We start from the raw sequence: 24,696 nt of genomic DNA on the forward strand, positions 1-24,696 counted from the left end.
ATATGTAATCATCTTAAATGAGAAAGGTACTTTATGAATAAACTTTCATTTAAAATAACGTTATTTTATTTTTTCGGGATTCTCATGATTTTCATTCTCTCATCTGCTATTGTATACAACATTCTTGAGCATCAACAAGTAGAAAGTGAACTGGAGAGCCTTCAAGAGAGAGGCAATAGTCATCGAGATGTTCTTTCCACTAACTTCGACAAGCAAACAGTTGAACACGTTGTTTTAATGGAGGAAAAGGCGATGACTGATGTGATTATCTTAGACAAAAATAATCAAGTCGTCGATTCATCTAACGACGCTGAACAATTTTTGAACCCGGATTGGATTCAAAAAAAGGATGGAATCGTAGAAGGTAATTGGAGAGAGGGCAAATTTTTAGTGACGGTGAGTAATATTGAAGATGGCGGTCAAATAATCATGTTAGAGCCGACGAAGTATATACAGCATTTGATGGGGGAATTGAAACAACAAGTAGTGTTCTCTCTATTCTTGTTAGTACTTTTTCTATTAGTAAGTGTTTATTTTTTGAGTTATATCATTATAAAGCCACTTTTATCAATGAAAGAGGCAACGGTAAAGTTAAGTAAAGGCGAGGTGCTGAAAATCAGAGAAGCTGAGAGAAGCGACGAAGTAGGAGATTTAGCACGAGCGATCACTAAGTTATCTGTTGATTTACGTCACATTCAAAATACAAGAAAGCAATTTCTGACTTCAATCACACATGAATTGCGTACGCCGATTACCTACATTAAGGGATATGCAGGACTCCTCAAAAAAGACGAATCGAGATTTGGAGATATTATCTATGAGGAGTCCGAAAGACTTCAAGAACTGATTGAGGACTTGTTTGAACTTGCTAGATTGGAAGAGCCACATTTTCAAATAAATCCTCAGATCACAGTGATGAATGATTTCTTAAAACAAATCAGTGAAAGAATAATTTTTAAATTTGAGGAGAAACAAGTGAAATTAATTCTTCAAATTAATAAAACCCCCATCTACAAAGAGATAGACCAAGCTAGATTCGATCAGGTTCTCTTAAATTTACTCGATAACGCGCTAAAATATACACATGCGAACAAACGCGTATTTTTAAAACTTGATGAAAACGTTATTGAAGTTATGGATGAAGGTGGTGGTGTGGATGAGCAATCACTCCCGTATCTTTTTGATCGTTTTTATCGAGTGGATTCTTCACGAAATCGTGAAACAGGAGGTACTGGGCTCGGTTTGGCTATCACGAAAGAAATAGTTGAAGCGCACAAAGGGACCATCGTAGCTGTTAATGTAGAAAACGGGCTGAAGGTTGTCATTGACTTGAGGGGGATTCCAGGATGAGAACCATTGCTTTGGTAGATGATGAGAATCGAATGTTAGAACTGATCGAACTTTATCTGCAAGACAGTTATACCTGTATTAAGCTGAACAGCGGAAGAGAGATATTGAACTTGATTGATGTAGATGAGCCTGACTTAATCATATTAGATGTGATGATGCCTTTAATGGATGGTTTTGAGACCTGTCAAAGGATAAGGGAAGTTTCGAATGTACCAATCATTTTATTGACAGCACTTGACGGAAAAGAAGAAATCGTAAAAGGATTGCAACTGGGAGCAGATGATTACATTGTGAAACCGTTCGACGAGGCGGAATTGAAGGCAAGAATTCAATCGATTTTCAGACGAACGACAGTTTCCTCAGGATCAAAAATCGAATCGTCGGGTCTAATCTTAAATGAAGACGCCCATGAGCTGTATTACGATAATCATTTAGTCAAAGTCACGCCAAAAGAATTTTCATTACTTGCTAAATTATTAAAAAATCCAGAACGTGTCTATTCAAGAGAGGAACTGCTCTCAAGTTTATGGTTAGCAAATGAGTGGACAGATGAACGAACGGTCGATTCTCATGTAAGAAACTTAAGAGAAAAGCTTAGGAAACTCGAGTTTCCTATTGAAGAACACTTTCGCACAATATGGGGAATTGGTTACAAGTGGGTTCCTTAAATAAGGAGAAAGAAGACAAGAGAGGAACGGTTAAAAAACCGTTCCTCTCTTGTTTATCGTTTATTCTGCAGATAGTTCGTCTTCAGTCACCCATTTATGATTTTTCACTTCTTCACCTGTAGTCGATTCAAAATCAATCATATACACTGTTGTTTGCTTAGCTGAATCGATAGTGGCCGTAGCATCCTTCATTCCTTTCATATGATCCGCGTCTACTTTTACTTCATCGCCTACTTCATAAGGAGATGACTTGGCATCTACAATCTCTTCTTGAATAATCCATTTATGATCCATGACACGTTTCCCACCATTTGTAGGGTCATAAGAAATGCTATAAGCAGTAGTATCATAAGCTCCTACAACTTTTGCTTCGGCCCCTTTCATGCCTTCCATATGTGCTTCTTTGATCATCGCCATGTCGCCAACTTTAAATTTAGGATTTTTAGCCTCTTGGAGCCCTTTCGGGACCTCTTTCGATCCAGACATGTCCATCGTCGAATGATCCATACCATCCATATTTTTATCCATGCTTCCTGTTGATTTAGAATCATCACCATTGCTTCCGCACGCAGCGAGTCCTAAAGAAAGTGAAGCAGCCATGGTTGTCATAAAAATCTTTTTCTTTAATTTCATAAAAAATTACCTCCAATTGTTTTTTTTATGCTTTCTATAGACTTTATCACACAAATTTGCAGAAACTTTGCAGAGAGTAGAAAAGTAGCACATTGGAAAAAACTATAAAATTCATTGGTAGAAAGACATAGTTCTTTCACAATCATTCTTTAAGTTAAAGATAATAATTGATTGAAAGGAATGATCCATATGAAGAAAACATGGTTAATCGCAGCTATCGGTATCTTTACTCTCATGATTATAGTGGGCGGTTCGTATTTACTTCTTACCCGAGGTACTATGTCAAATAACAAACAGCACATGGGATCTATGATGAATGGAGGAAACACTACTACAAATCAGACTATGATGGAAGGTATGGGACATGGTGCGAGTGTCGATTTAAAATCAACTGAAGAAAAAGAGCGACGATTAAAAATCCCTAAGATGCTAAAAGCCGATCGTGAAACCAAGAATTCCATTCAATACACGATTGTGGCTAAACAAGGGGAAACACAGTTCTTTCGAGATGCTAAAAAAACTAAAACTCTAGGGTACAACGGAAATTATTTAGGTCCTGTAGTGGAGTTAAAAAAAGGGAAAACAGTAACAATCCGTACAGTGAATCGCTTATCAGAAGCGACTACATTCCATTGGCACGGTCTTGTTGTACCATCATCCGTAGATGGCGGACCACATCAGGTCGTGAAAGCTGGTGAGACGAAGGTAGTAAAGTTTAAAGTGAAGCAAAATGAATCGACATTGTGGTTTCATCCACATCCAATGGGTAAGACTGCTGAACAAGTATACAAGGGGTTGGCAGGATTGTTATACGTAAAAGATGAAAAAACTAAAGAGACGATGCTACCTCAAAAGTATGGTGAAAATGATATTCCATTAATTCTTCAAGATCGAAAAGTTAAAAACAGGAATGTCCTTGGATATGCTGATGTAGAAAAAACAGATGGGGCTTTAGGCGATACCCTCCTGGTAAACGGAACGATTAATCCGTATTTTAACGTGAAATATTCGCAACTTAGAGTCAGGTTGATAAATGGATCCAATGCACGGAACTATGCAGTGAAGTTATCTGATGGCTCATCCTTTAAAAAAATTGCTGATGATGGTGGTTACATCTCAAAAGCGAAAAACGTAAAGAAAATTGATTTAAGTCCAGGCGAACGTATAGAGGTATTGGTAGACTTTTCAAAAAGAAAAATTGGTGAAACTGTTGCATTTGAGACAAATGGAGTGAAAGTCGTTAACTTCAAGCTGAAGGACAAACAAGGGACGAGCCTAAGTGCATCGGCACCGAAAAGTGTAAATGAAAAGCTGCTCAAGACCTCGTCTAAAGTGAATCAGAAGTTAACTCTCTTCGGAATGGGCAAAAATGTTGAAATCAATGGAAAGAAGTTTGATGAGACGAGAATCGATATTAAAGCAAAAAAAGGCGAAACAGAAATCTGGGAAATCTATAATAAAAAAGACATGATGGGCGGAATGACTCACCCCTTCCACATTCATGGAGTCCAATTCAAGGTATTAGAACGAAACAATCAGAAACTGGATAATCAAGAAACAGGTCTAAAAGATACTATCGCCATAAAACCAGGCGAACGAGTTAAGATTCAGATGACTTTCAAAGAAAAAGGGGTATTTATGTACCATTGCCATATCCTTGAACATGAAGAGAATGGAATGATGGGGCAGTTGAGAGTAGATTAAAAAAAATGAGTAGCTGTTTTCATCTTTTCTTCACAAATTAAGGAAATAGGCTTTGTGTAAGTCAAATAAAGATGAAAAAACGGAGGTATTTTAAAATGAATACTGGACAAAAAGAAGTCTTAAACGCCCTACAGAACTGTATAGTGACTTGTAATGAATGCTTTGATGCGTGTTTGAGTGAACATCATGTTTCTTCGATGGTAGAGTGCATACGTTTAGATAGAGATTGTTCTGAAATTTGTAGTCTTTTAGTACAAGCTATTTCTCGAAACAGTAGCAATATCAGTGTTCTTGCTAGAAGTTGTGTTGAAATTTGTGAAAGATGTGCCGACGAATGTTCGAAACATGATCATGATCATTGTAAGAAGTGTGCTGAGGCTTGTAATGAATGTGTAAAAGTCTGTCGTAAGTTAATTGTTTAAAGAGCTGAGTTAAAAATGAAGGAGCATCTAGAGCCGCCATGCCAAAAAAGTGTGAGCTGAAAATCTGATGCTCCTTTATCTATAAAAAATACGATACTTAGTTATGAAAAAGTTCATAACCTTTATAGACCAGTAGTATGGTGAGAAAAAAGAAGGATACATAGAGAGTAACGATTAAACTCTTCATAAACGCTTTCATGAAAATCAACTCCATCCTATAGTTTGAGTTGATCATATAAAAAGTTCGTGAAATTAATGAGGAAATAGATTGACAATCATTTATTATTAAAAAATTCTAATGTAAGAGGTGGTGGCTAGGATGGATAAAATATTAATTGTTGATGATGAAATAAGAATGAGGCAATTATTAAGACTTTATCTAGAACCAATAGGATATGAATGTAGTATGGCGAATGATGGGATCGAAGCTTTGGAGAGAGTGAAAAAAGAAACTTTTGATTTGATTTTATTGGACGTCATGATGCCAATGTACGATGGATTCGAAGTATGTAAGAAGATAACGGATTCTCATCCGGAAGTCCCGATCATCATGATAACGGCTCTGAATGATGCTGAATCCATCGTCAAAGGACTAGATGCTGGAGCTACAGATTATGTCACAAAGCCGTTTAACGGGGACGTACTTTTAGCAAGAGTTCGATCTGTCATGAGAAGGAAAGCAAAAGACCCCGTTATATACCATGGACTTACGTTCGATGAGAGCAACAATTTAATTTTATTGGATGGCAAGTCGATTGACTTTACACCCAAAGCACATGCATTATTACGACTTTTTCTTCAACACCCTGGAAGGCTCTTCAACAGATTGGAGCTTTATGAATTCGTTTGGTCCTACACGTCGGAATCGGATCCGAGGACAGTGGACTCTCATATTAAGATGATTAGAGAAAAGTTAAGAGAGTTAGATTATCCGATAGATAGGCATCTGAAAACCATTTGGGGGAGAGGGTATCGTTGGAGTGAAGATGAAACGAAATGAAAGGAAAGGAAAGGAAAGGACACTCTTGCTTATAGGCGCAAAAGTGTCCTCATAAAAATCATAAAGGAGTAGGTGTTGGTTTCGAGTAGCCATCTTTATATGAAGAATCGATTGCAGAACGAATATCTTTAACCGACTCTCCATCTTGTTGCTTCAAAATGGACTTTACAGCAATTTCGAGACATATGCTGCACGTTGTTCCGTGACTTGTCCATTTCACCGACCCATCCGTCGTATTTTCTTCTATGAAACAATCATAATTATTTTTGTGATTGACTGTTTCACCACAGCCACAATAACAAGGTATTTTTTCGAGTAATTTCCGATTCTTTGTTACAGCTTGATAAACATTTCGTACATCTTCAGGTTGAGTTTTTAAAAATGTAGGAAGTATCACCGATGATGATGTTTCTTCAATCTTGTCACCGCTCATATGTTTCGCATGATTGGCTTCCTTTGAATGATTGGGAGTAGAAGATTTCGTCGGGTCTTGAGCACAGCCGACCGCAATCAAGGATAGGCTAACAAGACTTACGCTTTTTAAGAGTATGTTAAATTTCATCATTCGATTCTCCTTCGTGATAATTATGTAGTTGTATAAAACAAAACTTTTTAATCAGAGGTTTTTGTATTTTTTATTTGCTCATTTGTCTGTTCACGCTAAATAGTCTTTTTTCAAACAAATGTTCTTGTTTTAAAAGATACACCCTGTGCCTGTATGATAATTTTTATTTTTAGTGTGTCAAAATATATTTTATATTTATATATAAGCTTAATTTAAAGGGAAAAAGATATGTCACTCTATATAATCATGATATCTATGTACATCATATAGATATACAGTACGTAAAAGGGGGAGTTCTTATGAATCATCAAATCCATCACGAACACACTCAGCACGAAGACCACCAAATGAGTGCCTCACATCATGAACATGAAGGAATGATTGGAGACTTCAAGAAAAGATTTTTCGTATCGCTAATGTTGACTATTCCAATTCTGCTACTTTCCAAAATGATTCAAGAATGGTCGGGTATCAACATTAACTTTCCGTATGACGACGTTGTTTTGCTTTCTTTATCCACAATTGTCTATTTCTACGGTGGATGGCCGTTCTTAAAAGGTAGCTTAGACGAAATGAAACAAAAAAATCCGGGGATGATGATGTTGATTGCTTTAGCGATTAGTGTTGCATATTTTTATAGTGTGAGCATCATCTTAGGTCTAGGGGAGGGGCATGACTTTTTTTGGGAGTTAGCAACGCTCATAGATATTATGCTTTTAGGACATTGGATTGAAATGAAGTCAATCATGGGCGCGTCTAACGCGCTACAAGAATTAGTCAAATTGTTACCCAGTATTGCGCATCGAATTGATGATGAGAAAATAGAAGATATTGCGGTGTCGGAATTACAGACTGGTGACGTGATTCTGATCAAACCTGGGGAGCAAATTCCAGTTGACGGTAAGATAATAAAAGGAGCAACAACAGTTGATGAATCGATGCTGACAGGTGAATCTCTTCCCATCGAAAAGAAAATGGACGACAACGTAATTGCTGGCTCTATTAATCAAGAAGGAAGCTTGACCGTTGAAACGAAAAATACAGGTGAAGGCACGTATCTATCGAAAGTGATCGAATTAGTCAGCGAAGCGCAGGCATCTAAATCTAAAACACAAAATTTAGCGAATCGTGCAGCAAAAATCCTCTTCTATGTCGCTGTTTTTGCTGGTGTGTTGACATTCATCATTTGGCTTGCATTAGGATATCCGCTCAGTATTGCTGTCGAACGTATGGTGACTGTCATGGTTATTTCGTGTCCTCATGCACTAGGACTTGCAGCGCCATTGGTCGTCTCTGTCTCGACGGCCCTGTCTGCTAAGAAAGGGTTATTGATTCGAAATCGGACACAGTTTGAAGAGGCGCGGAAATTAGACGCCATTATCTTTGATAAGACAGGTACTTTGACGCAAGGAAATTTTGGTGTGACGGATTTGATGCCGGCTGATAAAATTTCCTCAAACGAACTACTTCGTCTAGCAGCTGGAGTCGAACGTTCATCCCAACATCCTCTTGCTAAAGGTGTAGTGAAAAGAGCAGAAGAGCTACAACTATCACTTCCATCGATTGAAGATTTTATGTCTATTACAGGAGTCGGATTGGAAGGGAAAGTAGAGGGTACGTTAATTCGTGTAGTGAGTCCTCGATATATTCGTCAAGAAAAAATAACGGTTGATGAGCTCGCTTTTGAAAAATTATCTGAAGAAGGAAAGACTGTCATATTTGTATTGAAAAACAAGCAATTACTAGGAATGATTGCACTTGCTGATTTAGTAAGAGAAGAAGCAAAAGAGACTGTGACTGCTCTTAAAAATAAAGGCATAAATTCAATCATGCTCACCGGTGACAATAAAAAGGTCGCACATTGGGTTGCCAAACAGTTAGGTATTGACGAAGTTCATGCAGAAGTTTTACCTGATGATAAATCAAGACAAGTAAAGAACATTCAATCGGAAGGTAGGAAAGTAGCCATGGTCGGTGATGGCATTAATGATGCACCCGCACTGGCACAAGCTGACGTAGGGATTGCGATTGGTAGTGGAACCGACGTGGCAGTTGAAACCGCTGATATCGTACTGGTCAGAAGTAATCCGAAGGATGTTCTCGCTATCCTTGAACTTTCCCGAAGCACTTATAACAAAATGATTCAAAACCTATGGTGGGCAGCTGGTTATAATATTATAACAATACCACTAGCAGCCGGCGTTCTAGCTCCCTATGGTGTGATCTTATCCCCAGCCATTGGGGCAGTACTAATGAGTCTTAGCACCGTCATTGTTGCTGTAAATGCTAGAATGTTAAAAATATGAAATCATTTGAAGTGATTTCAGAACTTATTAGTGACCAAGCACTGGATTTAATCGCGTGTAAAAAGTCTATGAGTATTCGAAGACTTTTTACACGCGATTTTAATTTTATTAGAATATATGATTATGTCCATATAGAGAACATAAAACAGAGCTGTAACGTTCTGTGTGATGGAAGGGACTGTAAGCCGACTTTTAGATTGCTCCTAGTCTTTCTCCTCTCAAAAAAGCTTTTCGATTGCGAACACAGTAAGCCAGCGTCCTGATACGCTGTCCGTTTTTTTGAGGTCTGCCTCCGTTCGTCCGTGACCCTTCTAATTTTTTGTACGTTTCAGTTCGTATTTTCAAATCTTCGTAAATCGAATCGGATGAACGTATAAAAAATAATAACGAATGCTTCTTTAAAGCCAATAAAGTAGTACGTGCTAGTTCTCCGACCATGTTGTCACTCTAAAGATTATTTTAGACAGCAACAAAATTCGAGGGCACTATATTCAAATGTTCATTTGAATATAGTGCCCATTGTGCTATATTTATCTTAGAAATTAAAATTTAAAGGAGGAGATTCTGTTGGCGCACGACCATAATCATAGTCATAGTCATAACAACATAAATATAAAGGCACTGAAGTGGTCTTTCATGCTAATCTTTTTATTTATGATTATTGAAGTTATTGGAGGGATTTGGACCAATAGTCTAGCGTTACTTTCAGATGCTGGGCATATGCTAAGTGATGCTGCTGCACTTGGGCTTAGTTTAACAGCATTAATGTTTGGACAACGAAAGGCTACGGATCACAAGACATTCGGATACAAGCGTTTTGAAATTTTAGCGGCCTTCTTGAACGGAATCACCCTGATTGCTATTGCACTCTATATCTTCTACGAAGCATATCGACGTCTGCTTGAACCTCCTGTAGTTTTAAGCTCAGGTATGCTGATCATTTCAACTATCGGCTTACTAGTTAATATTGTTGTCGCATTCATCCTCATGCGGGCGGACAAAGACGAAAATTTGAACGTCAGAAGTGCCTTTTTACATGTGATCGGAGATCTGCTTGGCTCAATCGGTGCCATTATTGCGGCAGTGCTGATAATATTCTTCGGTTGGACGATAGCCGATCCGATTGCGAGCTTAGTAGTCGCGATTCTTGTATTTATCAGTGGTTTGCGTGTAACAAAGGATTCATGGCATATTTTGATGGAAGGTGTCCCATTCAATTTAAACGCCAGTGAAATCAAAAGTGCGCTACTTGCCATTGAAGAAGTGGAAGAAGTACATGACTTTCGTCTATGGTCCATCACATCTGATTATCATGTACTAAGTTGCCATTTAGTAGTTAAATCGGATGAAGCACGAAAGGGTGTACTTAGACAGGCCCGTACGTTGATTCATGACCAGTTTGATTTACAAGATCTTACGATTCAAATCGAGTGTACAGGTATCGATGAATGCTCGCATGCGGCACATGAGAGCCACGCTCATTGATAAATGAACGTTGTAAAATACTTTAATCGAATAGAAGGAGGTGTTGACCTTTCCCTTTTCTGATTAACTTCAGAAAGTGGGAGGGTCGAATCATGTTATGAAACAAAAGAAGGTTTTAGTTGTTGTAACGTTGCTGATCGTGTTTTTAATAGTTATTTCAATGTTTTTGATCAAGAACAATGCTGTTCAAGAAAAAAAGAGTACAGTCCTAAATGATACGGTAAAAATAGAAGGTCAACCGACACAAGGAGAAAACGCTGCACCTGTTTCAATCGTCGAGTTCGGAGATTATAAATGTCCGTCTTGTAAACAATGGGGGAAAACGGTTTATCCGAAGTTGAAAAAGGAGTTCATTGACACTGGTAAGGTACAGTTCAGCTATATCAATGTTTTATTCCATGGGGAAGAATCGATTTTGGCCGCTAAGGCATCAGAATCTGTTTATCGCCAAGACAAGAAGGCATTTTGGACATTCCATAAGGCGATTTATGATGCACAACCGAGAGTCGAACAGCATGATGACCCATGGGTGACTGAAGAATCCCTGTTAAGAATCGCTGCAAAATCAGTACCAGACATTAATCAAGAACAACTCACATCTGATTTAAGAAATAATGCGGACATCCTTGATGAAGTGTCGAAGGACGATGCACTCGTGAAAGAACACGGTGTCGAGTTGACACCTACGATCGTGATCAATGGTATTAAACTCGATGACCCGTTTGATTACGATACGATTTCCCGTGTGATTGAAGAACAGGTAACGGCCGATGAATGAACAGGTGCGACGTTATGGTATGTATATAGCGTGGATCATAGCACTCGCTGCCACACTCGGTAGCCTGTACTTTAGTGAGATTCGTGGATTCGTACCTTGTGAGCTCTGTTGGTCACAACGTATTTTCATGTATCCGCTCAGTATCATCCTGGGCATTGCCGTATTCAATAATGATTCAGGTGTGGTTCGATATGTATTACCACTTAGCCTTATCGGGGGAGGTATTTCTGTCTACCACTACATGGTTCAAAAGATTCCAGGATTTGCTGAGGTCAAGCCATGTCTTCAAGGTGTCCCTTGCAACGTACAATATATTAATTGGTTAGGTTTCATAACGATTCCCTTCCTTGCCCTGACAGCATTTTTGCTAATTACGCTGATTATGATTGGAGTTCGACAAGCGTTTAAAAAAAATTAAGTTAATAAGAGAGAGTCACTTCATCTCATTTAGCGATTTTCTTCATATCATGAGTACGACTAGAACATAAGGAGGGAAAACATAAAAGTTTCTTTTTTAATTTATAGCTTATTCCTGATTGAATCGACGGGATAAGGAAAAGAGAATCGATTATATAAAAAAGACAATGTCTCATTTCACTTTCGAAATGAGACATTGTCTTTTTTTATACGACTGGAAGATTGTATATCGTTAAAACTCTTGATCAAGAAGATACTAAAGTGAATTTTTTAATCAAAACGTCAAAGAAATACTATACAAGAAAGCTAAAAATAAGGAAACAGACATTCCTAATCCTAAAAAAAGTGTTTTGATCGATTCATTCGTTTTTCTAATAAGGAATACTACCAATCCCCCGAAAAGAAGACCGATCACTAGGAACAAGACGGATGTCATTCCTGGTTCAAACTCGATGTTTGAATATTCAAAGCGTAGATTAGGGAAGACGAAAGCAGACAGCTGTCCGGCCCCACTTGATTTGAGTGTATCCTCTACGGAGTGAGGTGGCTCTTGCTGACCGAGCAACGCAGTTGCTGCGAAGATGAAGAGAATCAGTGTACCTTCCATGCGCATTCTCATCTGTTTGACTTTAAGCGTTTGTTTGGAAGAGGCATAACTCCATTTCCCATTCATGAAACCGATGATCAGCACAGGGAGAATTAAGACATGTTTCCATAGTAAGGCTTGACCATACGGTAAAATCCAAGAATTCGGATAGTCGTCTACTTTCACGACGACGGACATCAAATAGATGCCGGATCCGAGGATAATCAAAAAGCATAGTGTCACGAGCGGTCTGAACCATTCCAACACGTTGTCCCAACGGGGATTCGATGCGTTGGAATAACCTAATACGAGTAAACCGCCAGTCCAAATGAAGACAGACAAAGCATGAGCGGTATGTACGAGTAATCCTTCTGCACCTGTGATGCTGGAGGCGTGTCCGGACCATGCGAGTGTACCAACCATGGCAAGTAACAAAAAAAGGGCAAACTTTAAGCGTCCCGAATGGAGTGACGTATTCCTGACGACCAGAAAAAGTAATATGCAACAGATTGTCATCAAGATTAAGGCATTTCCAGCTTCGAATGTGAGCAGAACGGACCGCAGAGTCAACCACAGTCCGATGTCTTCTTGCAAATAAAGCACGATACGTATGACCGACAATGAAAAGAAAACAGGAATTAATAGGATGAGAAGTCGTATCCATCTTATCGGGAACGCTACATCAGGTCGATAAGTGGGAGGAATGAGCTGTAACGAGAAATGACCGATCAACAGTGCAAAACAGGCGTACAGCAATGTATCTCCTAAAATATAGAGCAAAGTCATTTTGTTCGCCCCTTCAAAACAATCTGATAAAAGAAGAACAGTAGCATGATAAATAATCCACCGGCGATTAGAAATGGAAAGAAATCAGTCTCTTCAGCGGTGGACGTTGTCGTCTTCACGGTTTCCGCATCGACGTCTTTCTGTTGGATGGGCTTCGGCTGATCGCTCGTTTCGCTCGTGGTCGTTTGGGTTTCGATATTGAACAGATAGGTTCCTTCGATAGGATGTCCATCTGTACCGATGATCTTCCATTGGACGCGATACCGACCAGATGTCAGTTCTCGATCGAGCTGGAACGTCATACGTCGCCTTTCTTGTGTGAAAGTACCCTTCAGTGCATCCGAAGACGTGGAATCAAATACTTGAATACTTCCACCAGCTTCGATGTTCGTCTCGAAGTTCAACGTGATGGTTTTTGTAGGAAGAACAGTCTCATCTGCCCGGGGTGTGGAAGATTCGAGCCCAGTGTGAGCCGAGACTTGTACGGGACACCACAAGAGCATTCCTGATAGCAGTAACAATAGGTAATTTACTCGAAGCATCTTTTCAACTCCTTTATGTTTGTTATGTACGGTCAAAATCATAAGGGATAAAAACAGACACCTCAAGATTTTTTTGACGCTTACATTAGGAAATGCTAATATGATGATAACATATTAATGAAAACGAATATGAAAAAGGAGTGAACATTTTGGAACAATTACTGGAACCATTGGACTTGAAGGTGAGGGTCGTTCATGGTTTTTCTAATAAAACACGACTTCAAATCCTAGAGTGTATCTATGATGGTGAAAAGACCGTGACAGAAATCGTCGAGGCGGTCCAAGGGAATCAGTCCAACGTTTCACAGCATCTAGCTTGTCTAAAAGGATGCGGATTGATTCAAAAACGGACGCAGGGAAAGTATGGCTACTACTCCCTACGCAACGAGACAGTCAGGGAACTGTTACGACTATTCGGGACACTGACGCTCGAAATCGGACAGGAATCAGCTTGTTGTGAACATCACATCGAGGGGGCGGAATAATGGGCAGCTCCTGTTGTAACAACGGCTCTACAAAAAAAAGAGAAGCAAGTGAACCAAAGGCTGTTTCTGCATCAATCACAACAACGTGCTGCGCCTCGAACGAAGACGATCGACTCCAAACAAAGGATATACAGTCGAGTTGCTGTTCGAAATCGACATCCGAGATAGCCGGTACGAGCATACAAACCGAATCTTCCCTTCCTAAGGAAGAGGATACTTGCTGTAGCACGATGTCAAAGACAGAGGCAAAAAAATCAGAAACAGATACCTGTTGTTCTTCGGGTAATGCTTCCTCGGATTTGATTCAGCCTGATCATACAACTCATACCTACCGAATAGAAGGGATGGATTGTCCATCCTGTGCAGTGACTCTTGAGAAGGGATTAGTGACGATAGCGGAGTACCAGAAAGTGTCCGTCAACTACGGTGCGGCCCGCTTGAAAATTGAGAGCGAATCAGCACTGGATGATCGTCGGCTTCAAAACGAGGTGAAGAAGTTAGGATTTCAACTTATTGTTCCAAATAAAGAGGAAAAACATGTTCAGACGTATGCGGTTTCGGGGATGGATTGTAGTAGTTGTGCTAAAACGATTGAGCAGCATTTCCAAAAAATAAATGATGTGCAGACTGTCACGGTATCTTTTGCACGTGGAGAAATGGAGATCGAACATCATCTTGATGCACAACAGGTGAAAATTGAGCTAAATAAGATTGGCTTTGATGGACACGTCAAGGGAGAAGAGCCTTCCGAACCTTCGACACGCTCATTTGAAGGGATATCATTGGTCTTATCCGGTATTCTGATTGGATTAGGGCTACTCCTGCAAACCATAGAGGTTATGTATCTACCGAACGCGCTGTTCGGAATCGCTTTGATCCTAAGTGGATGGAAAGCTTTCCGGAGCGCATTTTATGCGGTTCGCGCCCGATCGCTCGACATGAACGTGTTGATGAGTGTGGCGGCCATCGGTGCAGCACTCATTGGTGAATGGCTCGAAGGGGCGACTGTCGTCTTCCTCTTTGCCATCGGGAACCTACTCCAGAATCATTCACTTGCCCGGACGCGGAATTCAATTCAGAAACTCATCGAACTTTCTCCGAAGGAAGCATTCGTGCTGACAGCAGAGGGCGTTATCCGGAAATCAGTGGAAGCGGTGCGGATCGGAGAGAAGATTCGGATTCGACCAGGTGATCAGGTTGCGCTGGACGGAATGATCTTGAAAGGGACGACGACCATCAATCAAGCGCCGATCACGGGCGAATCGATTCCTGTCGATAAGAAGGAAGGCGATCACGTATTTGCCGGAACGCTCAACATGGATCGTTCGTTCGACATGATCGTCGAGAAGACGTATCAAGAGACGACGCTTGCGCACATCATTGAACTGGTCGAGGAAGCGCAGGATAATAAAGCACCGAGTGAAGCGTTCATCGATCGCTTCGCGAAAGTGTACACACCGTTCGTCTTCCTAGGTGCATTGTTGCTGATGATCGTCCCACCTTTACTCCAACTTGGTAGTTGGGGAGAGTGGTTCTATAAGGGATTGGAATTGATCGTCATCGCCTGTCCGTGTGCGCTCGTCATCTCGACACCGGTCGCGATCGTGACGGCGATCGGAAATGCTGCCCGTAACGGCGTCTTGATCAAAGGCGGAGTGTTTCTAGAAGAGGCGGGGAAAATCAATGCCATCGCCTTCGACAAGACGGGAACGCTGACGAAAGGAACACCGAGCGTTCAACGGTTCATCTCGTTGTCACCTGATCGACGACTCGCTCTACAAGTCGCGCATTCACTAGAACGGCATTCCAGTCATCCATTAGCTAAAGCCATCACGACATATGCGAGTGAAGAAGGTATCCGACCACTTGAAGCGGATACCATCGTGAATCAGGTCGGGAGTGGAGTATCTGGAACGGTTGATCAAGTGATCTATCAGATTGGCGGAATGAAATGGTTTCGGGAGATGGATTATGATATCGCTCCGATCGAATCCGACGTTCGAAAAGTTGAAGAACGTGGTCAGACGGCAGTGCTCGTAGGAAGCGCGTCGCGTTTACTCGGTCTTTTCCTCTTATCGGACGATGTACGCGAAGAGAGCGCTGCGGCTTTACGTAAATTAAGGGAAGACGTAGGTGTCGAGCAACTCGTCATGTTGACGGGGGATAACGCAGGAGCAGCGCACCATATTGGGGGACAATTACACTTAGATGCTGTCCATGCTAATCTATTACCCCAGGATAAGGTGAAAATCATCGAACAGATGCAGGACCGAACGTTACGAACTGCGATGGTCGGTGACGGAATCAACGATGCCCCTGCTTTCGTCACGGCGGATGTCAGCATCGCGATGGGAGGAGCTGGGACGGACACGGCACTTGAGACGGCAGATATCGTCTTGATGGCAGATAACCTGCATAAGCTCCCCTATACCCTCGACCTCAGCCGTGCGACGATGCAGATTATTAAACAAAATATCGTGTTTTCTATCGTAATCAAAGTCATCGCGATGGCGCTTGTTTTCCCAGGGTGGTTGACGTTATGGATGGCGGTTCTCAGTGACACGGGTGCGGCTGTCCTCGTGACCCTGAATGCGTTACGCCTGCTGAAGAAGCGGACATCGTGAGGACGCACAATTCCACCATTATAGGTACGTTCGAACGACTGGTTCTTGGAAAAAGAGCCGGTCGTTTGTCGTGGTTAATCGTTTGACGAGAAATTATGAAGCGTATGTGCGGGTCATAGTATCTAGGGAGATTCGATTGACACGTTGGATCCCTACATAAAAAAACGTAAAAATGTAGGAGGATGAGCGGGATATATCGAAAGAAGTCAATCATGCATTGCGAAACGAATCGATGAGGAGTGTGACATTCATGCGTATTACCGTCACGATGGAGTACTGGATTGCTACCATTCTTTATGTAGGGCAAGAGTCGACCTCTTCCCGATCAGGGAAAACAAGGTACGTCACGATCGAGGAGATTAGTAGAGCGTGCGGAATATCTAGAAATCATTTAAATAAAATAGTGTATCTATTAGGACAATCCAGCGACGCATTCAATCACTTCTTCAAATCCCTTTACAGGAGGCACAGTATTCTTCTTATCTTGTACTGAATCAGATTTCGTTTGCTGATTTATTGAAACAGATGTGATGATGTCAGATAATCGCGTCTGAATTAGCTAAGAGACCTCCAGAATGTCTAGAAGAAGCGCTTATTTGAAATGGAACAGCTGGCTCCTCCGAAAACTAAGAGAGTACTTTTCAAGGATGATCCACTCGGGAAGAGACGCGAAAAAGGATAGCTATCCTCTTCAATTTTATGTGAAATCAAGGCAATGGAAATACAGGAAGGGCTCTTTTGACGATTTTTCGTCATCAGAGCCTTCACTTATGATCTGCATTGTAAAAGGTATGAAGTTGAATACGCAATAAAGAAAGTGAGTCGAAAATTAAAAGTGACCTACAAGTCGTTAAGGCGTGAACGAGACGATTGACTTAAAAAATAAAGGAACTGACGGAAGGAGACTGAAATTGGGCGTATCACTAATCTTATTTTTTATCGCAGGACTTGCTGAAATTGGTGGAGGCTATTTGATATGGCTTTGGTTACGAGAAGGAAGATCGATACATATGGGAGTAACGGGAGGTATCTTGTTGGCGCTGTATGGCATCATCGCAACACTTCAAACATTTCCGAGCTTTGGGAAGGTGTATGCTGCTTACGGTGGTGTTTTTATCGTCCTCTCTGTGCTCTGGGGATGGGGGATAGACAAGAAAGTACCCGATTTTTATGACTGGGTAGGAGCCTTTATTTGCTTGATCGGTGTAGCGGTCATGCTGTGGTTCCCTAGAGGATAGCATGTCAAGGTAGCGATTCATCTTACGGCGCAGTTGAAATAGTAAAAGAGTGAATAATAGGGAAAAGACGCTAGATCACAGCAATCCACTTCAAAATAAATGACTGGATGAAGTCACTCGTGCATTCGTCAAGCTTCATTAGAAAAGCGACGCATGCACGATGAACTTAAAACAAAACGCTATCGTGATGCAAAAAGACGCCGTATCATCCTTCGTGCATGCTGACTATATGAAGACACGCACGACTGATGATCACATTTCATCCTAACATTTGAACGCTTACTATTTGCTTGAACGCGACGATCTCGACGTCGAGGTTGCGTTTGACGAGATGGACCTCCTCTCGCACGTAATCGAGCTTCTCGACGAAGGCATCGAAACGATGCGTCAAGGGACCATTCATCGCCGTCACCGTGACGATGTCTCCGCTGAAGATGGCGTCGTTCAAGGCGTTCTCGATCGTTCCATCGATTGGTTCCTCCGTATCCTCGAACTTGAAATGATGGACCTCCTGGTAATAGCGTTTCAGCAATCCTTTATGTTCAGGCATCAGGAACGGAATCCATTTCTTATTGCCCCGATCTTCATAACTCATCTAAAGCACCCCTTTTCATAATAAGAACGTTTGTTCTTATTATGTTCCGCGGAACTATGTTCTTCAATCAATTTCTTAGAACAATACATCAATGATGTTTGTTAGTTGAAAAAATAGGAGCTTTAAGTTTTCAAAGCAAAAAACGTCTAACAATCGAATGAGCGATTGTTAGACGTTGAGATAAAAGATGTATAGCTTAATTTTTAAATACAGAACGGTCGTTTTTCATCGCAATAACTTTGAAGATTGGAGCAAATTCTTGTTCTGTTACTCCGAATGCTGTCATGAATTTATTAAACATGGCTTGTTCTTCTCGCTCTGCTTCTCCATCAGATAGCGAAGAGTCCACTAGATTAGCAAGAATACAGAGTTTTTGCTCATGATTTAATACTGGTGCAGCCTCTGCCAAGAATGTATCGATAGAATTACGATCAAAGTATTTAAATACTTTTTCCATTAAATCATCATTGTTATCACCAATACGAATTGTGCCTTTCTTACTCTTTCCACCTAGCACAGCTAGTAGTTGACCAATCTCTTCGTTATCGAACTCTCCATCTGAAGCCATCATGTAGACAAGCGATGTTGCGAATGCAAAATGAGGGTGCATGCCTTGTTTACTTTTTGTACTGTCACCTTTAAACATATCAAATAATCCCATTACAATTGCCTCCTTAGTTGTTTTGATTCGCCGCGTATCTCAACTGTTCTACAAGTGAATCGAGTCGACTTACAGTAACGTCACGAATCGTAAGTTTTTTACTCCCAAATCCTTTTTTATGTGTCAGATAAATTATTCCTTCGTTTACACCAAACGGATTAATTGGAATTGGAATGATATCAAAATCTACTTCTTTAATTTTAGCAAACGGAATCTTTTCAATTGTCCCACTTGGCATGATCGAACCTTTATGAATAGAGAGAACGACATCTGTTTCTGTCATTAGAAGAAAGCCATACTTAGTTAAAGATGGTTGAACACCTTCTAACGCATAAAAAAGCTGATCGGACTTAAATTCTTTTCTCAATGCCTTTAATGTGATTTCGATGTAAGATCGTTCGATTTTTGGTAACTTCATTTTTAAGTCTTCTAGCGTACTCAAACTAATTGGAAAAGTACTATTTTCTAACTGGTTGTTAATTGCATCTAATTTACCCATTTAAAAACTCCTTAACATGATTATATTGTAAATTTTATCATGTATTTTGAAGATAAAACAGATAAAAACTGAACTGTTATATAAATAAGTAATACAAAAAGACAAGTGCAAGATGCACTTGTCCCAAGGATCAATTGTTCATTCTCCGACCATTCCGTCATGGTCGTTGTCCCGCATATATTGATACAACCAGTGCTTCTCCGTGATTGGCATCGCAAAGCCTGCGTCCTTCGCTTCCTGGATCGTCACTTGACCATTGCCGTCGGTATCGACGCGCGAGACGTCTTCGGTCGCTGCAGTATTAGGAGCTGATTTCGATGTTGGTTCTTTTTTCGTCTCCTTTTTCTTCGTCAGACCAAGTGCAGCATTTGTCTCGTCTGGATTACCGTTCTTGAACCGGTCGACGACGGTATTCCCGCGGACCGTATACGTATACTGATACGCAGATGGAATCATCGTCGACGTATTCGGATAGGTGATCTGCACTTCAAAGTTCGTTGCGCCACCCGCCTTGCGGATGACGTCCTCCATGTACGCCTGATCACCATGACGATTCAGTGTACTGTCCTGCGGAGTGATGTTGTAAGCGTTCGAGACGCCACCGAGCGAGTCGGCGATGATATGTCCTTCATCGAGGTCTGCGCGTTCGACGCCAGGCACCTTCGCCTCATCAGAGTAGTAGCGTCCGTCACGCGAGACGTCTTCTGTCGCATCATTCTGGAGGACGATCTTCTTCGCGATGACGCGGACCAGCTGACCATGCTCATTCGTGAACGCCCAGTATTTCCGGTCACCGAATCCGATGTCGACGACGACATTCGCCTGGCGATTACCGGACAGATCTCCACCATCGACTAAAATCTTCTTATATCCTGTGAAAGAATCCTTCGGGGGCGTCTTTGATTCCGTTGATGGATTCGTATCATCTGTTTTTTCTGATTGTTGATCGGAGTCCTTTTTCGCATCGGTCTTTTGTGTAGTGGTGTCGTCCTGCTGCGCTACTTGCTCTGTTTGATCGGGTGGAGGTGAGGTCGTCTCCGTATCTGTACATCCTGCCATCAATAGGACGGAAAGGGGAATCGCTATGTAAGAAATCTTCATGAGTGTACTCCTTTACTGTTCAGTCTGTCATTGCGTCCTTCATTATAACGCTACTTACCAGTTCTTGCTGTCTTATTCGGTATTTGTAAGGCGATAAATGATCCTTTCAAAGGCATGGAACAGAGCGGTACCGCTCTGTCTGATGGAAAGGGACCGCAAGCCGTCCTGTTTCCGTACTCTAGCTCGCTCCTCGTCGGCGCAAGGGCCATCAAAAAAAGCCGCTGCCGTTCCTCGTCTTCCTCCGCGTTTTGGCTCAAAGCACGCTTTTCGCTCGCGGGCTCCGGAAGCCTTCGTCCCGGTGCGCTATCCGCTTTTTTTGATCTTTCCCTGTGGTCACCCTTGCGCCGTCTCGCGACGCTCGCTGCGTTCCCGTCAACAGGACGGCACCGTGTCGGACTGCATCCCACTTGCGAAAGGAGCTTTTCCATGAAACTGACTACACTCGTTGAAATCACTCGTATCCGCCAAGAGGTTCGTGAGCCGGACGTCGTGCTCGAGACGACGCACATCACGTCACCCGAGGACGCGTTCTGTGTCGCGAAACGTTTCATCCAGGACGATGACCGTGAGGTGTTCCTCGTCATCCTGCTCAATACGAAGAACCGGGTCATTGCTGTCCATCGGGCACACGTCGGAAGTATTAACTCAAGCGTCGTCCATCCCCGAGAAATCTTCAAGTCCGCCATTCTCAACAATGCAACGTCGCTCATCGTTAGTCATCAGCATCCGAGTGGTGACCCGCATCCGTCACGTGAGGACATCGAGGTGACCGAACGGCTCGTCGAGGTCGGACGCATCGTCGGCATCCAGCTCCTTGACCATATCGTCGTCGGTGCCGGAGACGAATACGTCAGCTTGAAAGCACAAGGTGTGCTGTAAAGAGATGATAGAGCGTAGACGGACGGGACAACCCCGTCCTGTCTGCGCGCGAGGGCATGGACGAAAAACGACGCCGTTTTTCTTTTGAGAGAGCGCAAGCGAGTAAGGAATGGATTCGTCCCGAATCCAAAGGCAATGAGAGACCCGCAGTGGACGGATCCACTGCGGGTGGGAAAGTACATCTGGTCTACTCTAGGTAGAAGGGTGTGATGGAGGATACAGGAATGAGACAAGTAATGGAGTGCATGAAGATTCGAGGGGAGATAGTTGATTGAAGTGAATCGATCCTCCTGTAGATAGGTAGTGATCTTCTTTCTATTTGCTGTACAGCATAAGAAGAAATTTCGGGCTCATGCGTGAGGCTGTAAGCTGCACGCAGCAACATCCTCATCGCACCGCTGCCCTCCTGCCGGATCGATAACGAGAGTTGCACATCGCTTGCGCGAAGCATCTCTACGTTCCTGTTCCTTGCGACGGAGGGCACGGAGCGGATGTAAGAGATTAATCAAATGAGTAAATTAAATAATTTTAAAGGAACGTGACCATTCAGGAGAAAGTACTTGTCCATTAGATAATATATATTCAAAAGACTTCCCGTTTATTCTTTTTCCTGAAACAAGCCATTGAGACTGGTCGTTAAGGTTCTCTACTACCATGCCTACTCGAAGTGTCATTTTCGGAGCTGTAACTTCGATTGATTTTATCTTTAGTTCTTCTTTAATATACGCTTCATACTTTTCTCCGTACTTATCTGTATAACTATCAAATTCAATCGACACACCCTCTACTTCACCGAGTTCAATTAATTTATTTACTTCACGAATATCGCTTAGTTCTAGGGATCCTGTCGCTTTTAAAGAGTTGTATAAGTGTTGAATCTTTGAAGTCGATAGCATAGTACGTCTCCCCTTTGTGACGAATATGGATTCATTAAATAAGAGTAATTATTCTAGATTCTATTTATTCGAAGCGTAGACATTCTTTCCAATTAGAGGGGAAGCCCATTCTACCCAAGAAAATGATGTCTTGATGATGCTCTAATTGAAGTTCAATATTATCCAAAAATTCGTTCCACGCATCTACGGTATTTTGTGAAGCGTATTGTAATACGTTTTTTAATGTGAGCATGTTAGCGAACAAAGTAGCATTGTCATTTTTTTTGATGCCGGCTTTCCGAGTGTCTTCTTTTAATAATTTAGGTCGAGAAGTCGTGAAGAAGTTTCCATAAATTCGAGAATAGTGTGCACAACTATTTCTTAAGAATTGAATAGTACGCACCCAACTCGAAAATTGTGTTTTATAAGATTTATCAAAACTTTCTTCAATCCAATGTGCGCGATATTCATTTTTTAGAGTTGATAGAAAGTGAAATAACTCTCCAAACGTTAATTCCTCCACCAACAACCAGAATGGGAAACAATTTTGTTTCTTTTTTTTATGATGCATGACTGATAAAGACTTACTTTTAGAAATTCTTCTATTGAATGCATTCAAAACTTCTCGTGCCCGTTTGCGTGATACATAAATATTTTTATCAAGATAAAAGACGCTTGAATCATAAGATCCTTTGTAGGATTCACATAAGCTTTTCACTAATGTTGCTCTTACCATTAACTCTACCGCACCTGTAAAGCGGTTTAATTGTTCACGGAGAAATTGATCAAAGTTGTATAAGTCGCGACATTGCGTAAAACTAAATGATTCTTGAGAATCCCAAGGTAGCATCTTTCTAAAAATTGAAAAACTATAGTAGTTATTGTAGGTGAAAAATTCTTTTGCTTCTTCTTTCTCTAAATCTGTAAAGGTTAGCGCATGATCTGTTTTACAACAAAGTTCGTCAATGAGTTGATCAATTGTTTTATATGGTTTTAACGAGTTTTGAGGAGACGCTTTTAAAATAAAGGGAGTCTCACGTTTCTCAAATAGGTAAGTTAATAGTTTCAATAATTCATGCACGTTTAGTAAACCCCTGTCCATCTCACTTCTTTATTTGGTAATTATAGTATGTAATTTCATTGTAGAACAGATTTAAGTACAAAAAAAGACCTACCGTGGTCCGCATTGTTAAGAGGCGTGGTAGGTTCATGTAGTAATAATATAGCCGATTTTCAGTAAAATTAAACAAAAAAAGACTCACCGTGGTCCGCATTGTTAAGAGGCGTGGCAAGTTCGTGTATATAAAAAATAACATGTGAATATTACTTGGTCAATATCAAAATGATTTATTTTACCGATATTTTAGATATATTTCTCGTAATGTGAGAGTAAAGGAGTGAGTAATATGGACAGAAAGTATTTAACCGAATTTGGATTGTTAGTGAAGGGACATCAGCTTCAGCTTTGTTATCCTCAAGATCTTTCTTATTTAAAAAGAGAGGGGAAAAATCGATATCACCTGTACATGATCTGTCGAATTCCCTATATTTCTTTTGTTAAAGATTCTCTAGAAGTAACAACTGGATATATGAAATTTTCAATTAAAGTAGAGAAAGAAGAAGGGGATTTTTCTTATATTGACTATAAGATTAAACGAGATAATGAAGCAGAAAGTAATTATGATTCATTTGAACTTGATGAATCGCTAAGAACTATTGTAATTAAAAAAGGCGAAACCACGTTACATATTCGTCCGACTTATTTTTATCCAAAGGAAGATTCGAACATACTACTTCCAACTGAGATATTGTATGTAGGACAGTCTTACGGAAACGAAGGAGAGCGAAGCGCTGTATCTAGGTTAAGTGGACATGAAACTTTGCAGAAAATTGTACAAGAACATTCCTTTAATCGAAATTTCGGAGATATAGCAGTTATTTTAATTGAACCAGAAGCCAAAATTGTATCGATGACAAACCCATGGATTCCTTCACAAGTAACAGGGAAAAACAATGAGCTGCATGAAAAAGAAGTCTATGAAACTATGAGCGAAGAGTCGTATAAGAGTGTGGTTAATATTACAGAAGCGGCGTGGATTAGATATTTTCGACCTTACTATAACGAAAAATTTAAACAGATTTTCCCTAATATAAAACACACAAGCTATAAAACCTACTATGATTTAGACTTTGGGAGCGTCATGGTAGATTTAGATTTCGGATGTATTGGTTTAGAAGCTTATAACGAACACATAGCACCTATAAATCATCCAATTGCAGAATTTCCTTTTCACTCTTCTGAAGACAGAAAAAATATGTTTGATTTATTTTGAGCGATTAAGTTGATAAAAATAATACGAATGAATCATATTTATTATTAAATGTTGATAGAAAGCGATTTTAGAAAGACCGCTTCTTTTTTTATGAAGAGGAGATCGATAGTGTGGAGCTTCGTAACGGATCAGTTATTCTAGACAACATCGTTCTTCTCTTAAAT

At 40.8% G+C, this 24,696-nt stretch carries 24 protein-coding genes; 14 read left to right on the top strand and 10 right to left on the bottom strand.

The features are described 5' to 3' along the window. The first annotated feature begins 33 nt into the window (after positions 1–33). Entirely contained in the window at positions 34–1,350 is a 1,317-nt protein-coding gene (locus KNP88_RS04235; protein WP_214892400.1) for a sensor histidine kinase, read from the top strand. After that, complete coding sequence (locus KNP88_RS04240) at positions 1,347–2,018, top strand: response regulator transcription factor (protein WP_214892402.1); 672 nt, start codon at positions 1,347–1,349, stop codon at positions 2,016–2,018. Before KNP88_RS04235 ends, KNP88_RS04240 begins: the two co-directional genes overlap by 4 nt. Before the next feature lie 60 nt (positions 2,019–2,078). Here KNP88_RS04240 and KNP88_RS04245 read toward each other — a convergent pair whose 3' ends face one another. Further along, complete coding sequence (locus KNP88_RS04245) at positions 2,079–2,651, bottom strand: YdhK family protein (protein WP_214892404.1); 573 nt, start codon at positions 2,649–2,651, stop codon at positions 2,079–2,081. Between the two features lie 189 nt (positions 2,652–2,840). Here KNP88_RS04245 and KNP88_RS04250 point away from each other — a divergent pair, with 189 nt between their 5' ends. The 3 genes from KNP88_RS04250 to KNP88_RS04260 all read left to right on the top strand — a co-directional run bounded on the left by KNP88_RS04250 (position 2,841) and on the right by KNP88_RS04260 (position 5,777). Then, on the top strand, positions 2,841–4,355 hold the full coding sequence (locus KNP88_RS04250) for a multicopper oxidase family protein (protein WP_214892406.1): 1,515 nt from the start codon (positions 2,841–2,843) through the stop codon (positions 4,353–4,355). 95 nt (positions 4,356–4,450) lie between these two features. Continuing rightward, positions 4,451–4,777: a four-helix bundle copper-binding protein gene (locus KNP88_RS04255; RefSeq protein ID WP_214892408.1), complete on the top strand. Its 327-nt coding sequence runs from the start codon at positions 4,451–4,453 to the stop codon at positions 4,775–4,777. A 319-nt stretch (positions 4,778–5,096) separates the two neighbouring features. Beyond that, positions 5,097–5,777: a response regulator transcription factor gene (locus tag KNP88_RS04260; protein WP_214892409.1), complete on the top strand. Its 681-nt coding sequence runs from the start codon at positions 5,097–5,099 to the stop codon at positions 5,775–5,777. A 58-nt stretch (positions 5,778–5,835) separates the two neighbouring features. Here KNP88_RS04260 and KNP88_RS04265 read toward each other — a convergent pair whose 3' ends face one another. Continuing rightward, a complete protein-coding gene (locus KNP88_RS04265; protein ID WP_214892410.1) occupies positions 5,836–6,339 on the bottom strand; it encodes a PCYCGC domain-containing protein in 504 nt (167 codons plus the stop codon). Between the two features lie 302 nt (positions 6,340–6,641). Here KNP88_RS04265 and KNP88_RS04270 point away from each other — a divergent pair, with 302 nt between their 5' ends. From KNP88_RS04270 to KNP88_RS04285, 4 genes are all read left to right on the top strand, one after another. Beyond that, positions 6,642–8,648, top strand: a complete 2,007-nt coding sequence (locus KNP88_RS04270) for a heavy metal translocating P-type ATPase (protein ID WP_214892411.1) — start codon at positions 6,642–6,644, stop codon at positions 8,646–8,648. Between the two features lie 567 nt (positions 8,649–9,215). Next, entirely contained in the window at positions 9,216–10,133 is a 918-nt protein-coding gene (locus KNP88_RS04275; RefSeq protein WP_214892412.1) for a cation diffusion facilitator family transporter, read from the top strand. A 97-nt stretch (positions 10,134–10,230) separates the two neighbouring features. After that, positions 10,231–10,911: a DsbA family protein gene (locus KNP88_RS04280; RefSeq protein ID WP_214892413.1), complete on the top strand. Its 681-nt coding sequence runs from the start codon at positions 10,231–10,233 to the stop codon at positions 10,909–10,911. After that, positions 10,904–11,329 (top strand): disulfide oxidoreductase, encoded by a 426-nt coding sequence (locus KNP88_RS04285; protein WP_214892415.1) that lies wholly within the window; start codon positions 10,904–10,906, stop codon positions 11,327–11,329. Before KNP88_RS04280 ends, KNP88_RS04285 begins: the two co-directional genes overlap by 8 nt. A 273-nt stretch (positions 11,330–11,602) precedes the next feature. On the opposite strand, the gene KNP88_RS04290 is transcribed toward KNP88_RS04285, so the two are convergent. Then, positions 11,603–12,700, bottom strand: a complete 1,098-nt coding sequence (locus KNP88_RS04290) for a copper resistance D family protein (protein ID WP_214806026.1) — start codon at positions 12,698–12,700, stop codon at positions 11,603–11,605. Then, positions 12,697–13,242, bottom strand: a complete 546-nt coding sequence (locus KNP88_RS04295) for a copper resistance CopC family protein (RefSeq protein ID WP_214806029.1) — start codon at positions 13,240–13,242, stop codon at positions 12,697–12,699. Before KNP88_RS04295 ends, KNP88_RS04290 begins: the two co-directional genes overlap by 4 nt. Before the next feature lie 149 nt (positions 13,243–13,391). Here KNP88_RS04295 and KNP88_RS04300 point away from each other — a divergent pair, with 149 nt between their 5' ends. The 3 genes from KNP88_RS04300 (at position 13,392) to KNP88_RS04310 (ending at position 17,589) form a co-directional block, all read left to right on the top strand. Beyond that, entirely contained in the window at positions 13,392–13,727 is a 336-nt protein-coding gene (locus tag KNP88_RS04300) for an ArsR/SmtB family transcription factor (RefSeq protein WP_251132535.1), read from the top strand. A 230-nt stretch (positions 13,728–13,957) separates the two neighbouring features. Next, positions 13,958–16,351 carry a heavy metal translocating P-type ATPase gene (locus KNP88_RS04305; RefSeq protein ID WP_285801702.1) on the top strand — a complete coding sequence of 798 codons (2,394 nt, stop codon included), beginning with the start codon at positions 13,958–13,960 and terminating at the stop codon, positions 16,349–16,351. A 911-nt stretch (positions 16,352–17,262) separates the two neighbouring features. Beyond that, a complete protein-coding gene (locus KNP88_RS04310) occupies positions 17,263–17,589 on the top strand; it encodes a YnfA family protein (RefSeq protein WP_214805972.1) in 327 nt (108 codons plus the stop codon). A gap of 259 nt (positions 17,590–17,848) precedes the next feature. Here the strand turns inward: KNP88_RS04310 and KNP88_RS04315 are convergent, their stop codons facing one another. The 4 genes from KNP88_RS04315 to KNP88_RS04330 all read right to left on the bottom strand — a co-directional run bounded on the left by KNP88_RS04315 (position 17,849) and on the right by KNP88_RS04330 (position 20,445). Then, on the bottom strand, positions 17,849–18,184 hold the full coding sequence (locus KNP88_RS04315; RefSeq protein WP_214805969.1) for a YolD-like family protein: 336 nt from the start codon (positions 18,182–18,184) through the stop codon (positions 17,849–17,851). Between the two features lie 196 nt (positions 18,185–18,380). Beyond that, on the bottom strand, positions 18,381–18,845 hold the full coding sequence (locus tag KNP88_RS04320) for a tellurite resistance TerB family protein (protein ID WP_214805967.1): 465 nt from the start codon (positions 18,843–18,845) through the stop codon (positions 18,381–18,383). A 13-nt stretch (positions 18,846–18,858) separates the two neighbouring features. Beyond that, the gene (locus KNP88_RS04325) at positions 18,859–19,344 is read right to left on the bottom strand and encodes a hypothetical protein (RefSeq protein WP_214805964.1); all 486 of its coding nucleotides are present in this window, start codon (positions 19,342–19,344) and stop codon (positions 18,859–18,861) included. A gap of 138 nt (positions 19,345–19,482) precedes the next feature. Beyond that, positions 19,483–20,445 (bottom strand): DNA/RNA non-specific endonuclease, encoded by a 963-nt coding sequence (locus tag KNP88_RS04330; RefSeq protein WP_214805961.1) that lies wholly within the window; start codon positions 20,443–20,445, stop codon positions 19,483–19,485. 426 nt (positions 20,446–20,871) lie between these two features. Between KNP88_RS04330 and KNP88_RS04335 the strand changes: the two genes are divergently transcribed. Beyond that, positions 20,872–21,324, top strand: coding sequence for a JAB domain-containing protein (locus KNP88_RS04335; protein ID WP_353048694.1), 453 nt, complete (start codon positions 20,872–20,874; stop codon positions 21,322–21,324). 518 nt (positions 21,325–21,842) lie between these two features. Here the strand turns inward: KNP88_RS04335 and KNP88_RS04340 are convergent. Then, the gene (locus KNP88_RS04340; protein ID WP_214805959.1) at positions 21,843–22,220 is read right to left on the bottom strand and encodes a hypothetical protein; all 378 of its coding nucleotides are present in this window, start codon (positions 22,218–22,220) and stop codon (positions 21,843–21,845) included. A 64-nt stretch (positions 22,221–22,284) separates the two neighbouring features. Next, complete coding sequence (locus KNP88_RS04345) at positions 22,285–23,280, bottom strand: Abi family protein (protein WP_214805957.1); 996 nt, start codon at positions 23,278–23,280, stop codon at positions 22,285–22,287. Positions 23,281–23,605: 325 nt separating this feature from the next. On the opposite strand from KNP88_RS04345, the gene KNP88_RS04350 reads away from it, so the two are divergent. Beyond that, positions 23,606–24,532 carry a hypothetical protein gene (locus tag KNP88_RS04350; RefSeq protein WP_214892419.1) on the top strand — a complete coding sequence of 309 codons (927 nt, stop codon included), beginning with the start codon at positions 23,606–23,608 and terminating at the stop codon, positions 24,530–24,532. The last annotated feature ends 164 nt before the right edge of the window (positions 24,533–24,696 follow it).

Origin of the sequence: Exiguobacterium sp. H66, from assembly GCF_018618705.1 — a bacterium.
Classification (GTDB): Bacteria; Bacillota; Bacilli; order Exiguobacteriales; family Exiguobacteriaceae; genus Exiguobacterium_A; species Exiguobacterium_A oxidotolerans.

What these genes read in the sequence shown, in the direction of transcription:
- KNP88_RS04260 (WP_214892409.1), top strand. Translation starts at nt 5,097, where the DNA reads ATGGATAAAATATTAATTGTTGATGATGAAATAAGAATGAGGCAATTA.
- KNP88_RS04235 (WP_214892400.1), top strand. Translation starts at nt 34, where the DNA reads ATGAATAAACTTTCATTTAAAATAACGTTATTTTATTTTTTCGGGATT.
- KNP88_RS04290 (WP_214806026.1), bottom strand. Translation starts at nt 12,700, where the DNA reads ATGACTTTGCTCTATATTTTAGGAGATACATTGCTGTACGCCTGTTTT.
- KNP88_RS04255 (WP_214892408.1), top strand. Translation starts at nt 4,451, where the DNA reads ATGAATACTGGACAAAAAGAAGTCTTAAACGCCCTACAGAACTGTATA.
- KNP88_RS04280 (WP_214892413.1), top strand. Translation starts at nt 10,231, where the DNA reads ATGAAACAAAAGAAGGTTTTAGTTGTTGTAACGTTGCTGATCGTGTTT.
- KNP88_RS04320 (WP_214805967.1), bottom strand. Translation starts at nt 18,845, where the DNA reads ATGGGATTATTTGATATGTTTAAAGGTGACAGTACAAAAAGTAAACAA.
- KNP88_RS04250 (WP_214892406.1), top strand. Translation starts at nt 2,841, where the DNA reads ATGAAGAAAACATGGTTAATCGCAGCTATCGGTATCTTTACTCTCATG.
- KNP88_RS04285 (WP_214892415.1), top strand. Translation starts at nt 10,904, where the DNA reads ATGAATGAACAGGTGCGACGTTATGGTATGTATATAGCGTGGATCATA.
- KNP88_RS04335 (WP_353048694.1), top strand. Translation starts at nt 20,872, where the DNA reads ATGAAACTGACTACACTCGTTGAAATCACTCGTATCCGCCAAGAGGTT.
- KNP88_RS04265 (WP_214892410.1), bottom strand. Translation starts at nt 6,339, where the DNA reads ATGAAATTTAACATACTCTTAAAAAGCGTAAGTCTTGTTAGCCTATCC.
- KNP88_RS04325 (WP_214805964.1), bottom strand. Translation starts at nt 19,344, where the DNA reads ATGGGTAAATTAGATGCAATTAACAACCAGTTAGAAAATAGTACTTTT.
- KNP88_RS04315 (WP_214805969.1), bottom strand. Translation starts at nt 18,184, where the DNA reads ATGAGTTATGAAGATCGGGGCAATAAGAAATGGATTCCGTTCCTGATG.
- KNP88_RS04295 (WP_214806029.1), bottom strand. Translation starts at nt 13,242, where the DNA reads ATGCTTCGAGTAAATTACCTATTGTTACTGCTATCAGGAATGCTCTTG.
- KNP88_RS04245 (WP_214892404.1), bottom strand. Translation starts at nt 2,651, where the DNA reads ATGAAATTAAAGAAAAAGATTTTTATGACAACCATGGCTGCTTCACTT.
- KNP88_RS04350 (WP_214892419.1), top strand. Translation starts at nt 23,606, where the DNA reads ATGGACAGAAAGTATTTAACCGAATTTGGATTGTTAGTGAAGGGACAT.
- KNP88_RS04270 (WP_214892411.1), top strand. Translation starts at nt 6,642, where the DNA reads ATGAATCATCAAATCCATCACGAACACACTCAGCACGAAGACCACCAA.
- KNP88_RS04330 (WP_214805961.1), bottom strand. Translation starts at nt 20,445, where the DNA reads ATGAAGATTTCTTACATAGCGATTCCCCTTTCCGTCCTATTGATGGCA.
- KNP88_RS04240 (WP_214892402.1), top strand. Translation starts at nt 1,347, where the DNA reads ATGAGAACCATTGCTTTGGTAGATGATGAGAATCGAATGTTAGAACTG.
- KNP88_RS04305 (WP_285801702.1), top strand. Translation starts at nt 13,958, where the DNA reads ATGTCAAAGACAGAGGCAAAAAAATCAGAAACAGATACCTGTTGTTCT.
- KNP88_RS04340 (WP_214805959.1), bottom strand. Translation starts at nt 22,220, where the DNA reads ATGCTATCGACTTCAAAGATTCAACACTTATACAACTCTTTAAAAGCG.